Here is a 12,612-nt window from a genome sequence, read left to right as displayed (position 1 = left end):
CTTCTTCACGTCCAATCTCCTCTCTCTGGGGAATTGGACTCCAGATCCGGCTGCTACTCAAAAGCGGGGGGACGTCGCGACGATCAGGCGATGCTCGAAAACGCGATCGATCTGCTGCAGCTCTCCGCGCGCTCGATGCATCGCATCCTGCGCGTCGCGCGGACGATTGCCGATCTTGCGGGCAGCGCCGACATCCTCGGCCCACATGTCGCGGAAGCGATCGGGTATCGACGCGGCGATCGGGTCTCCCCCAGCCGCGCGGCCTGAACGCCGACGGCCACTCGTACCGCCATCGCCGATCTGCGGCGGATCCGTGCCGGAATCGAGAACCCGCGCTCAATCCTTCGTGCCCGCCGTTGCGGCGCCGTCCCACGGCGGGATAGGTTCGCCGACGCAGCATGCCGAACAGGATGTCACCGCCCGCGGAGCACGCTCCGCGCCATGACCGGATAGGAGAGCACCGATGACTGCATCAAGGCTTGGTTTCATGTCGACCGTCGTGGCACTGCTGGCCGCGCAGCCGCTGTCGGCCGTCCCGGCGCGCGCGGCGACGCCTGCCGGCTGCACCACCTCGATCCAGTGGGTGCAGGAAGGCAGCAACTACTACTACGGCCGCGGCAACGTGCAGTGCACGAGTGGCCGCTACACGGTCAAGCTGCAGTGCCGCAACCAGCAGACCGGTGTCGGCTACGTGGTGTACGGCGGCGCCGCGGTGAATGCACCCGCCACCGCGACGACCACGTGCTACACCGGGAACACGGTGGACGGGGTGTTCGCCGTGGAGGATCCCAGACCCGTGGGCGTGCTCAGCGGCTGCACGCCCTGGGCGGAATGGATCAGCTCGGGCAGCAATTACTACTACGGGCAGGGACGGGTGCAGTGCGACTCCGGGCGCTACAAGGTGTACATCCAGTGCCGCAACCTGCAGACCGGCCAGGGCTATGTCGTCAGCGGCGCCACCGCGGTCGATGCGCCCGCCACGGCCTCGACCACCTGCTACCTCGGCAGCCAGGCGGAGTCCGTGTTCGCGGTCGCCGATCCGAGACCGTCGGGCATCAGCGGCTGCGCCACCTGGCGGGAGTGGGTCAACCAGAGCGGCAACCATTACTTCGGGCGCGGCAGCGCCCAGTGCGCGAGCGGACGCTACAAGGCAAGGCTGAGCTGCCGGAGTCTTCAGACCGGCGCGACCTACACCACCGACAGTGCCGTCATCGATGCGCCCTACACGGCCACCACGACGTGCTACGTCGGCAACGTCGTCGATGCCGTGCAGGCGATCGCGCAGTGACGACCGGGCACCCCGGAACCGGGGCGCCTCTCTTCGCGTTGCGCAAAGCCTTCGATGGCGTGCGCCCACTGGCATGCGGTCCTTGACGTATGCTCTGCGCACTCCACCGCGGGGACAGACGATGACGCAAGCGCATGGCGGCTGCCTCTGCGGCGATGTCCGCTTCACCGTGACCTGGCCCAGCCTGTGGGTGGCGCACTGCCATTGCACGCAGTGTCGGCGCGCGCATGGCGCAGCCTACGTCACGTGGTTCGGCATGGCCGAGGACCATGCGTCGATTGAGGATCCCGTCGGCGCGCTGCGCTGGTTCGCGTCATCGCCGGGCGCCGAACGCGGGTTCTGCACGCACTGCGGCAGTTCGCTGTTCTTCCGCTCGACGCGCTGGCCGGGGGAGCTGCACATCGCGCTGGGCAACCTCGACGGCGAGGTCGATCAGGCGCCGATGGCGCATGTGTTCTGGGATACCCACGTCGCGTGGGCGGGGGTCGATCCCGGCGACGGCCTGCCGCGCAAGCCGGCGCCGGAATCGCTGTGACGCCATCGCCGGCGCGCTGCGCCGGCGATGCAATCGATCAGCGGCAGACGCCGTCGTTGCTGAGGCAGCCCTTCGGCCGGCTCAACTCCGACTGTGCGCCGTCGCGCAGCTTCTGGCGCTGGGCGGCGGTCATGCACACCGACTGCATGCGGTTGGAACCGACGGAACGGGTGTATTCGCAGACCATGCGCTCGTCCTGCGCCTTGGCGACGGTCGCGTCGATCCACTGCAGTTCATTGAACAGCTCGGTGCGCTGGTCGGCCGGCATGTCGTCGATGGTCTGACGGTCGCCGATCATCTGCAGCACGCGATCCTGGTGGGCGATCATTTCTTCGCGATCGCGCTTCTCCATGTCCTTGAAGGCGCCCTTGCCGGCGGCGACCTGCGCGCGCAGTGCGGTCTGCTGCTTGACGATGTCGCGGATCGTCAGCGTCTGCGGATCGACGGAAGCCCAGGCAACGGCACTGGCCGACATCAGGGCGAGGGAAAGAACGAGGACTCGGAATTGACGCGATTTCATCGACACGGCTCCTGAACGGGACAGGGGAAGGGATCGGCAAAGCGGAGCGTCGTCCTGCGCTCGGCACCTGGGCGGCAGGTGCCTCGTGTCGTCATGACAGCGAATGCACAGGTGTACACCGGCCGCATCGTTTTTTCCACCCCGGCATGATCATCACGCCGTTCCGGAAACCATGACCAAAGTCATGGTGGGGATTCGCGCGATTGCTTCGTTGCGCGACGCACCGCGCCGTCTGCTTCGCCCCCCTCTGATCGCGTGAAACGCCTTGAAACAAGCCGCGTCGTCGTTGCCGCGCGGACGCAGGCGAATCGCTGCCTGCCATCACCGCGCAATCGATCGCGCGGTCGTTCATCGATTCATGTTCCGACAACGCGCGGCACGTTCAGGATCGCGTCGCGGAAACGCACAGGCCCGGCGAATGGCCGGGCCTGCGTCTGCTGCCTTCTGCTTTTCGACGATCTCAGGCCGCGGCGGCCGGGCGATCCTCGAACTGCTCTTCCTCGGTCGAGCCCTTCAGCGCGACGGTCGAGGACTTCCCGCCCTGGATCGTCTGGGTGACGCTGTCGAAGTAGCCGGTGCCCACTTCGCGCTGGTGTTTGACCGCGGTGAAACCGCGATCGGCGGCCGCGAACTCGGCTTCCTGCAGTTCGACGAACGCGCTCATCTGGCGTCGCGCATAGCCGTGTGCGAGGTTGAACATCGAGTAGTTCAGCGCGTGGAAGCCGGCCAGCGTGATGAACTGGAACTTGTAGCCGTAGCTCGCGATTTCCTTCTGGAACTTCGCGATGGTCGCGTCGTCGAGGTTCTTCTTCCAGTTGAAGCTCGGCGAGCAGTTGTAGGCCAGCAGCTTGCCCGGGTACTTCGCGTGGATGGCTTCGGCGAACTTGCGCGCGAATTCGAGGTCCGGCTTGCCGGTCTCGCACCACACCAGATCGGCGTATGGCGCGTAGGCGAGGCCGCGGCTGATTGCCTGGTCGAGGCCGTTCTTCGTCTTGTAGAAGCCTTCTACCGTGCGCTCGCCGGTGCAGAACGGCTTGTCGTTGTCGTCGACGTCGCTGGTGAGCAGGTCGGCGGCTTCGGCGTCGGTGCGGGCGACGATCAGCGTCGGCACGCCCATGACGTCGGCGGCGAGGCGCGCGGCGACCAGCTTCTCGACCGCTTCGCGTGTCGGCACCAGCACCTTGCCGCCCATGTGGCCGCACTTCTTCACGCTGGCCAGCTGGTCCTCGAAATGCACGCCCGAGGCGCCGGCCTCGATCATCGCCTTCATCAGCTCGAACGCGTTGAGCACGCCGCCGAAACCGGCTTCGGCGTCGGCCACGATCGGTTGCAGGAAGTCGACATCGCCGGTGCCTTCGGCGCACTGGATCTGGTCCGCGCGCAGCAGCGTGTTGTTGATGCGCTTCACCACCTGCGGCACCGAGTTGGCGGGATACAGCGACTGGTCGGGATACATCTCGCCGGCGATGTTGGCGTCGGCCGCGACCTGCCAGCCGCTGAGGTAGATCGCCTTGAGGCCGGCCTTCACCTGCTGCATCGCCTGGTTGCCGGTCATCGCGCCCAGCGCGTTGATGAAGTCCTCGGTCTGCAGCGACTTCCACAGCTTCTCGGCGCCGAGACGCGCGATCGAATGATCGACCGGGATCGTGCCGCGCAGGCGCACCACGTCCTCGGCGCTGTAGGTGCGCTCGATGCCGGCCCAGCGCGGGTTGTTGGTCCAGTCCAGCTTCAGTTGTTCGGCGGTCGGCAGCGTGGTCTTCATGGGTGTGGTCCTGCGTGGGAGGTGAATGCGAAGGTTCTGTTCTTGTAGGAGCGCCGGAAGGCGCGACCGTCTTTCAATCAATGCGTTCGTACGCCGGCAGCGTGAGGAAATCGGCGAGCACGTCGCGGTGGGTGAGGTCGGACAGCATCTCGATCGCTTCGTCGACGCGCTCCGCGCCGACGACCGTGGCGTCGCCCTTGAGCTTCGACGGCAGGCCGATCAGCGCGCGTTCCAGCAGCGCGAAATCCACCGGTGTGCCGTCATCGAGATGCAGCGGATCGCGGCCGTCGTCGGCGAAGTGCAGCCACTGCCACAGCTGCGCGCGCGAGATCTCGGCGGTCGCGGCGTCTTCCATCATCCCGTGGATCGGCACGCAGCCGTTGCCGGCCAGCCACGCCGCGAGATAGCGCACGCAGACTTCGACATTGCCGAAGAAGCCGGCGACGGTGATCGTGCCCAGCGACGGGCGCAGCAGGGCTTCCTCGCTCGTGCGCACGTCCTCGCGCGCGACGTGCTGCTGGTGCGGGCCGGGCATGCGCGCGTCGAAGATGCGGCGCGCGGTCTCGACCAGCCCCGGATGCGCGACCCACGTACCGTCGTGACCCGCGGTCGCCTCGCGCAGCTTGTCGGCCTCGACGCGCGCGAACGCGGCGGCGTTGGCTTCCGGATCGCGCGGGTTCGGGATCTGCGCGGCCATGCCGCCCATCGCATGCGCGCCGCGCTTGTGGCAGGTCTTGATCAGCAGTTCCGAATACGCCTTCAGAAACGACTGCGTCATCGTCACCTGGCCGCGTTCGGGCAGCACGCGGTCGCGATGCCGGCGCAGCGTCTTGATGTAGCTGAAAATGTAGTCCCAGCGGCCGCAGTTCAGACCGACGATGCGACTGCGCAGCGCGTGCAGGATCTCGTCCATCTCGAACGCGGCCGGCAGCGTCTCGATCAGCACCGTCGCCTTCATCGCGCCCTGCGGCAGGTTCAGACGCACCTCGATCTCGTCGAGCACGTCGTTCCACAGCGCGGCTTCTTCCATGCACTGCAACTTCGGCAGGTAGAAGTACGGGCCGCGATCCTTCGACACCAGCGCGGCGGCGTTGTGGAACGCGAACAGCGCGAGGTCGAACAGGCCGCCACCGATGCGCTGGCCGTCGACGGTCACGTGCTTCTCGTCCAAGTGCCAGCCGCGCGGCCGCACGATCAGCACCGCGCGCTCGGCTTCGGGCTTGAGGCGATATTGCTTGCCCGGCTTGCCGTCGGCCGCGGGCGTGTCGAATTCGAGGGTACCGGCCACTGCCGCGCGCAGCGCGGTCTGGCCTTCGATCAGGTTGGCCCACGTCGGCGAGGTCGAATCCTCGAAGTCGGCCATGTAGCAGTTGGCGCCGGAGTTCAGCGCGTTGATCACCATCTTCGGGTCGACCGGGCCGGTGATCTCCACGCGGCGGTCCTGCAGCGCGGCCGGGATCGGCGCCACGCGCCAGTCGCCCTCGCGGATCGCCCGGGTGTCCTCGCGGAAGGCCGGCAGCGCGCCGGCGTCGAACGCGGCCTGCTTCGTCTGCCGGGCGGCGAGGCGCGCCTGGCGCTGCGGCTCGAAGCGGCGATGCAGGTGCGCCAGCAGCGCCAGCGCCTCCGGCGTCAGCAGGGCATCCTGTCCTTCAGCGCGACCAAGGATCGCGATCCCGGCCTGGGGTTGGAGAGGGTCGGCCTGCGGCTTGAGGACGGCGGACATCGCGGACTCCGGTACGGCGTGTGGAGCCCAACCATCCGCCCGGGTACTGTATTTGACAATACAGTTTTGGCAATGCTGATCATAAGATTTACTTATACAAAGTCTTCGACCAAAGTCGAAAACCACGCAAGTTATTGATTTTGCACTGCAACATCGACCACCCGAGCCACCGTTCGTCCGAAACAGGACCGCCCCGATGACCGACGACGCCCCGCACAGCCCTCGGTTCGCCTACAAGGCGGACCGCCTCAAGCCCCTCCGCGCCTTCTGCCAGGTGGCCCGACTCGGGTCGGTCTCGCGCGCGGCCGAGGCCCTGTACCTCAGCCAGCCGGCCATCACCCTCCAGCTGCAAGCGCTGGAGCGGGAGCTGGGCGTGAAGCTGTTCGAGCGCGTCGGCCGCCGGCTCGCGCTCACCCGCGAGGGCGACGCCTTGTACGAGCTGGCGCGGCCGCTGGTGGAAGGCATCGATCGCCTGCCCGCCGACTTCCGCGAGCAGATCAAGGGCCTGGACGCCGGCGAACTGCACGTGGCGGCCGGCAGCTCCACCATCCTCTACCTGCTGCCGAAGATCGTGGAGGCCTACCGCCGCGCCCATCCCGACGTACGCCTGACCCTGCACAACGTCACCGGTGCCGGCGGCCTCGACCTGCTGCGCAACGACGGCGTGGATCTGGCGGTCGGTTCGATGCTCGACGTGCCGGCCGACCTCGATTACGCGCCGGTCTACCGCTTCGACCCGATGCTGATCATGCCGCGCGACCATCCGCTGGCGACCAAGCCCGACCTCAAACTCGAAGACCTCTCGCCGTACGGCCTGATCCTGCCGCCGCAGCGCCTGACCACGTATCGCCTCGTCGACCTGGTGTTCCAGCAGAACCGCGTGCCCTACACCGTCGCCCTCGAAGTCGGCGGCTGGGAAGTCATCAAGCAGTACGTCGCGATGGGCCTGGGCATCAGCATCGTCACCGCCATCTGCCTCACCGACGCCGACCGCGACCGCCTCGCCGCCCGCTCCCTCGCCAAGTATTTCCCGTCACGCAGCTACGGCGTAGTCGTGCGCAAGGGCAAATACCTGTCGCAACAGGCCCGGGACTTCATCGAACTGATCCGGCCGCAGATGCTCGCTCCGCGGGGGTATGACGAGACGGGGCATTCGGAGCGGTAGGGTTGTGGCATACCTGTCGGATTTGACAGGTTCATGGGACGACCGGCCAGGGCGATATCGGTGTGAGAATGCCATCTATCTGATAGCGCATATGGCTTACGGGTTGATAGCCATTCGCAAGCCATGAAACGCGCGCGAAACACGCATTTCGGCCTTCAATTCAACCACCACCGCTCTATAGATATGCGTTTTTTGGAAAACTCACTGACGCAGAATAGCGGGATCTGCGCACACTCAAGAAAGGAAGAATCCGATGTTCAAAAAAGCAACTGCCATAGCTTTTCTGGCTCTTGGAATAGGGCTAACTGGATGTGAAAAGCAGCAAGCCGACAAAGGTATCGCCGGCCTAGAAAATGAATCTCTTCAATGCCATAAAGACACCGATTGCAAAGGTGATCGCATCTGCGAGAACGGGACCTGTGCAAATCCAGTCTCGATCGGTCCGGCCATCTCATCCCAAGACACCAAAATACTCGATACAACTGCATCACCTGAGCCGCCATCAACCGCAGTGCCGAAGTTCAAGGACTACCCAGCACCTCCCTTATATACTGGGCCAACTGCGACACTTGCAGACAAGGAGGATGAATTCAGGACCCGGCATTCTGACGCCCTCTCCCACAATAAAATTGTATTTGCTTCCGAGTATGTGATCTCCACCATTGGATGCGGTACTTCTTGTGTATTCCAAAGCTTTCTGAGCAAACGGACAGGAGAACAACTAAAAGATGGATTTGGTGGAGAAAGCGGGGAAAAGATCAAAGAAGTCAGAGCGGACAGCAACCTTGTCGTGACAGCTGGACCAAACGACGAGAATGAAGACGATCCGAGCTTTTATGCGTATTTCTATGTCCTAGAGAACGGCCGCCTCAGACGAATAGCGAAAGTACAGACTGTTCTGCCAGAGTGCGAAGGAGTCGAATTCTGCACAGTCGATACTGTGTTCTTTGACTGATGGTCGCAGGATGGATTTCAAGGCCGTAACCCGCACAAAGCGGCGTGCTTGAGCACGCCCTAAACCTCACCAGCTTCGTAGGGTGCGCCCTTGGCGCACCTTCCGCGAGCGAGGCAGGCCTCGTCGCAAGATGCAGGCTGCTTGGTGGCAGAGAGAACGGCATCGAGCATGCGATGCTCTGCAGTCATGCCATGCCACCCACCAATACTCCGCATGACCGCAACCGACCTCATCCAACGCCTCCGTGATCGTCTCACCGCCGATCCGTTCTCCCGCGACATCATGGGCAACCGCTTCCGCGCATCGCCGCCAGCCTCGCCTGCGGCGGTGGCGCGCGCCGAAGCCGCGCTGGGTTTCGCGCTGCCCGCCACGTTGCGGGCGATCTACCTCGACGTGACGAACGGTGGCTTCGGGCCGGGCTACGGCGTGATGGGGGTCGAGGGCGGTTTCACCGACGACCGGAAGATGACGGTCGTCGGCCGGTACCAGGCCTTTCTCGCACCCGATCCTTCCGATCCGGGATGGCAGTGGAAGCCCGCTTGGCTTCCGTTCTGCCACTGGGGTTGCGGCATCTATTCCATCGTCGATGCCGGAGAACGGAATGCCGTCTCTTTCATCGACCCGGGCTCGAAGGCCATCGGTACCCCGATGTCCTCCGTCGTCCTGCCCCACAAGGACACGCTGGACGAATGGCTCGACGACTGGATGAACGGCCGCGACCTGTGGGCCGAGGTGTGGGGCTGAAACAAGCCGCAACCGGCCTCGGCTTCACTTGGCGGCCGCCAGCGGCTTGCTCGCCACGATTTCCCCCCGCGCATCGTAGGTCCGCGCGGTATCGAGCACGCCGTCGCCGTCGGAATCGAACTCGCCCGACACCGGCACGCCGCCGCGGAACTGGATCCTGCGGGTGATGCGGGCGTCCTTGTCGAAGGTCTCTTCCTTCGCGATCACGCCGTCGGCATAGACCTCGCGCATATCGACGACGCCGTCGCCGTCGCGATCAACGGTCGATTCCATGGGCTCGTTGTCCTCGTAGCGCTCGTTTCTCTCGAAGCGACCGTCGAAATCGCTGTCGAACCCTGCCCGGTCCGCGAAACCGTCCGGCGCGTAGTACACGATGTGATCGATCTTGCCATCGTCGTTGCGATCGAATTCGACCCGATCGATGCGATCGCCGGCCAGGATCACGCGCTCGTCAATGTTGCCGTCGCCGTCGAAATCACGCACGGGGCCTTCCGCCGGATGGTTGTAGATCGCCCAGACGATGGCGCCGCTGCTGAATGCACCGAGCAGGAATGCAGCGACGACCGCAAAACCGGAGCCCCCGCGGCTGGCAGGCACCGGTGAAGCCGCCGCCGTCTCTTCTGTCGCATCTTCCGCATCATCCTCCGGCCGCGAACGCTCCCAGTCGAGGACGATCGCGCGTGCCGCGTCGGCCTGCGCGTCCGCGACCGCCAGCGAGACCGGCGTGTCGGCCGGCAGTTCGCCGATGCCGCCGCGCAGGAATTCGCCCTGCACGTGCGCCGGGATATCGGCCTGCGCGAGCAGATCGCGCAGCACGTAGAGATCGGCGACGTTCGTCGACTGGTACACGATGCGCATGGCGTGTCCTCCTGTTCGGCCGGATTGTATCGTCGACGGTCAACGTGCCGATGCCGGTCGTCGGCACGGAGGCGTCCTGCTGCAGCATCACGTTCGCGCACGTCGAAACCGGTGCGATAGCGCCCGGCGATCGATCGTGAAGCGATCACTGCATTTCGTCTTCGATCGCGCATCCGGCCTGCGCGCCGGCTTCGATCTCCATCACGGATTCGCACGGGAAAACACGGCATTTCCACGCTGTCTGATCACACAGGATGACGGCATCCGATGCGACGGATACGGTCGATTGGCCGCAGGGTGGACGCGTCGGGATCGGGAGACCGACGCGGCCCACCTGGAAGCGGCACCTTGAATTCCACCCCACACGAAGGAACTTCCCCATGAAGACAAGGATTGCTTCGAGCGTCGCCCTCTTCCTGCTGTTCGCGGCCGCAGCCACGATGCATGACGCCCATGCCGCATCCGGTGGCTACGGCAGCTCGACCGCGACGCCGACCATCTACAGCAAGAACTTCTGGTACAACGTCGCCTACCCCGTCGTCGGCAGCCCGCCCGCCACCGCGACGCTGACCACGGTGTACTACACGTGGGACTATCCGTATCCGCGCCCGACCGGGCTGGTCGTCTACCTCTGCAATTCCACCGCCACGCTCTGCGCCGACGTGACCAACTTCGGCTCGGGGTCGGTGAATTTCAGCGGTTACGGCGTGCCTGCCAACCAGCCGCTGCGGCTTTACACCCGCGTCAACGGCACCGGCACGATGGCGCCGCTCGCGGCGCGGCCGACCTCGGTCACCGTGAACTACGTGTTCTGAGCCGGGAAGGACCCTGGCACCTGCCCGGCGGGATCCGACGAACGGATTCCGCCGGGCTTTCGCATGCGCGGCGCCCTGTCGCGCGCGGAGATGGCAAACGGAAAGATCTGCTGCTTGCACGGCATCGCCCGCGGGTCTCATTCCACGCGACGCACGCCGCCTATCCTGTCCGCCGTTCGGGCAGACAGTGACGCCATGATCGTGATCATCGACGCCAGGCCGGCCGCAGGCCGACCTGCGACGGCACACGGAACCGCCCACGGGGCCGCGCAACGAATGACGCGGCTGCCTGCCGTTCGCTGACGACGGCACCTGCCGACGGTATCCACCGATCCCTTTCCACGCCGGCGCTTCATCCCGCCTTGCGGACGCATCGATGCGTCCGGAGAGCCGGATTCCTGCGGCCCGCGTTTGCCCGGACGACGTTCGACCCCCATCACCACAAGGAGATTCCATGAGACGACTCATCACGCGCTCGCGGTCGCTGTGTCGGCATGCGTTGACCGGCTGTCTGGCGTTCGTGGCGACGGTCGGCCCGGCATTCGCGGGGACCGCGGACCTCGATCCGACGTTCGCGCAGGCCGGACGCTCCATCATTCCCGTGTCGAGCAGCGGCGGACAGGCGTTCGCCGGCACACTGCAGCAAGACGGGAAGCTCGTGCTCGGCGGCTGGGCCGGCTATCTGACGGCCGGCAACTCGACGGTCAATCGGCAACTCGCGATGTTTCGCGCGTTCGACAACGGCGCCTACGATCCGTCGTTCGGCCCGGCCGGCACCGGCCTGACGACGTACGATTTCTTCGGCGGCAACGACGCCATCCTCGACATGGCATCCACGCCGCAGGGCACTTACGGCGTCGGTTACGGCTTCATCGGCAGCAACCGCTACCAGTTGCTGGTGCGCTACACCGCGGCCGGTGCGCTCGATCCCGCGTTCGGCACGAACGGCGTCGTCGAACTGCTGACCGGCAACGACGACGGGCTCAACGCGCTGGCGATCCAGGCGGACGGCAAGATCGTGGTCGGCGGCAGCGCGCAGGATGCGAACGGCTTCCATGATTTCTTCATCGCGCGCTACAACACCAACGGGACGCCCGACACCACCTTCGGCACCAACGGACAGGTGCGGTATTCGGCGACCAACAACTTCGAGACGGTCGAGGATCTGGTCATCCAGCCGAACGGTCGCATCATCGTGGTCGGCGACATCCTCTACAACGGTGCCAGCGCCGCGTACGTGCAAGGGCTCACGCCCACCGGTGCGCGCGACCTGACCTTCGGCAACAACGGCATCACCCTGATCGCGCGCAGCAGCACCGAACTCTTCGGACGCCGGCTGTCGCTGACGAGTGACGGGCAGATCATCGTCGGCTCTGCTGCCGTCGAGCAGCCGGGCTTCAAGGCCGGCATCCACATCGCGCGACTGACGCTCAACGGCCTCGTCGACACGTCGTTCGGCAACGGCGGTCTGTTCGACACCTTCGGCGTGATCGGCTCCCGCACGGTGCGCGCGATCGAGGCCGCGCCCAACGGCAGCGTGCTCATCGCCGGCACGTTCCCGGCCGGATCGAACGGCGGGATGTCGGTGTCGTACCTTGCCCGCTACCTGTGGGACGGCACGCGCGACCCGGGCTTCAACGGCAGCGGCTACATGCTGGGCAGCATGGCCGCGCTCTCGCCGTCCACGGCCTCGCCCGAGTTCATCGCGTACCTGCCGGACGGCCGCTTCTACCTCGGCGGGCATTCGGGCGACGCGAACCTCGCGCCCAGCTACTTCAACGTGCTGCGGTTCCAGGGCGAACCGATGAACCTGCGTCCGGATGACGTCTATCTGGGACCGATCGGCGGCGTGCCGCTGTCGTCGACGGTGACGAGCGACGCGTTCCGGGTCGCCGGCCTGTGGCCGCGCGGCATCTACGTGCCGATCACCGTCGCGGGCGGGATGTACAGCGTCAACGGCGGGCCGCCGACCGACAAGCAGGGCGTCGTCCGCGCCGGAGATCTCATCCAGGTCGTGCATACGTCCGCCGCCCAGTACGACACCGAGAAGAACACGCGGGTCACCATCGGCGGCCTGTCGCCGGCGAACAACCGCGCGAACATCCTCGGCGATCGCATGAACGTGATCTTCACCTCGTGGACCACCTCTGCCACGGGTGGCCCGGGCCCGGGCGGTCCGATCATCAAGGGCGAGATTCCTTGATCGAACACGCGCCGCGCTCCGGCACGGCATGAGGCAACGGCGAT

12 protein-coding genes are annotated in these 12,612 nt (G+C 65.6%); 8 read left to right on the top strand and 4 right to left on the bottom strand.

Annotated features, from left to right (window positions below):
* From ACT53R_RS14175 to ACT53R_RS14165, 3 genes are all read left to right on the top strand, one after another.
* A partial coding sequence (locus ACT53R_RS14175) for a magnesium chelatase subunit ChlI family protein (RefSeq protein ID WP_476172542.1) occupies nt 1-267 on the top strand: 267 nt, incomplete at its 5' end.
* Nucleotides 268-487: 220 nt separating this feature from the next.
* Nucleotides 488-1,288 carry a hypothetical protein gene (locus tag ACT53R_RS14170; protein WP_476172541.1) on the top strand — a complete coding sequence of 267 codons (801 nt, stop codon included), beginning with the start codon at nt 488-490 and terminating at the stop codon, nt 1,286-1,288.
* Nucleotides 1,289-1,409: 121 nt separating this feature from the next.
* Entirely contained in the window at nt 1,410-1,823 is a 414-nt protein-coding gene (locus ACT53R_RS14165; protein WP_476172540.1) for a GFA family protein, read from the top strand.
* A 37-nt stretch (nt 1,824-1,860) separates the two neighbouring features.
* Here ACT53R_RS14165 and ACT53R_RS14160 read toward each other — a convergent pair whose 3' ends face one another.
* The 3 genes from ACT53R_RS14160 to aceB form a co-directional block, all read right to left on the bottom strand.
* Nucleotides 1,861-2,343, bottom strand: coding sequence for a hypothetical protein (locus ACT53R_RS14160; RefSeq protein WP_476172539.1), 483 nt, complete (start codon nt 2,341-2,343; stop codon nt 1,861-1,863).
* Nucleotides 2,344-2,803: 460 nt separating this feature from the next.
* Nucleotides 2,804-4,105, bottom strand: coding sequence for an isocitrate lyase (aceA, locus tag ACT53R_RS14155; RefSeq protein WP_476172538.1), 1,302 nt, complete (start codon nt 4,103-4,105; stop codon nt 2,804-2,806).
* A 73-nt stretch (nt 4,106-4,178) separates the two neighbouring features.
* Nucleotides 4,179-5,828: a malate synthase A gene (gene aceB, locus ACT53R_RS14150; RefSeq protein WP_476172537.1), complete on the bottom strand. Its 1,650-nt coding sequence runs from the start codon at nt 5,826-5,828 to the stop codon at nt 4,179-4,181.
* A gap of 196 nt (nt 5,829-6,024) precedes the next feature.
* On the opposite strand from aceB, the gene ACT53R_RS14145 reads away from it, so the two are divergent.
* The 3 genes from ACT53R_RS14145 to ACT53R_RS14135 all read left to right on the top strand — a co-directional run bounded on the left by ACT53R_RS14145 (nt 6,025) and on the right by ACT53R_RS14135 (nt 8,692).
* Nucleotides 6,025-6,993 (top strand): LysR family transcriptional regulator, encoded by a 969-nt coding sequence (locus ACT53R_RS14145; protein WP_476172536.1) that lies wholly within the window; start codon nt 6,025-6,027, stop codon nt 6,991-6,993.
* A 253-nt stretch (nt 6,994-7,246) separates the two neighbouring features.
* Nucleotides 7,247-7,948 (top strand): hypothetical protein, encoded by a 702-nt coding sequence (locus ACT53R_RS14140; RefSeq protein ID WP_476172535.1) that lies wholly within the window; start codon nt 7,247-7,249, stop codon nt 7,946-7,948.
* A gap of 213 nt (nt 7,949-8,161) precedes the next feature.
* Nucleotides 8,162-8,692, top strand: coding sequence for an SMI1/KNR4 family protein (locus ACT53R_RS14135; protein WP_476172534.1), 531 nt, complete (start codon nt 8,162-8,164; stop codon nt 8,690-8,692).
* A 24-nt stretch (nt 8,693-8,716) separates the two neighbouring features.
* Here the strand turns inward: ACT53R_RS14135 and ACT53R_RS14130 are convergent, their stop codons facing one another.
* The gene (locus ACT53R_RS14130) at nt 8,717-9,550 is read right to left on the bottom strand and encodes a putative signal transducing protein (RefSeq protein WP_476172533.1); all 834 of its coding nucleotides are present in this window, start codon (nt 9,548-9,550) and stop codon (nt 8,717-8,719) included.
* A gap of 380 nt (nt 9,551-9,930) precedes the next feature.
* On the opposite strand from ACT53R_RS14130, the gene ACT53R_RS14125 reads away from it, so the two are divergent.
* Nucleotides 9,931-10,365, top strand: coding sequence for a flagellar protein FlhE (locus ACT53R_RS14125; protein ID WP_476172532.1), 435 nt, complete (start codon nt 9,931-9,933; stop codon nt 10,363-10,365).
* Nucleotides 10,366-10,819: 454 nt separating this feature from the next.
* Nucleotides 10,820-12,568: a delta-60 repeat domain-containing protein gene (locus ACT53R_RS14120; protein ID WP_476172531.1), complete on the top strand. Its 1,749-nt coding sequence runs from the start codon at nt 10,820-10,822 to the stop codon at nt 12,566-12,568.
* Nucleotides 12,569-12,612 lie beyond the last annotated feature (44 nt).

Source organism: Lysobacter sp. DMC104 (assembly GCF_056313665.1).
This window is presented reverse-complemented; position numbering and strand designations above follow the sequence as displayed.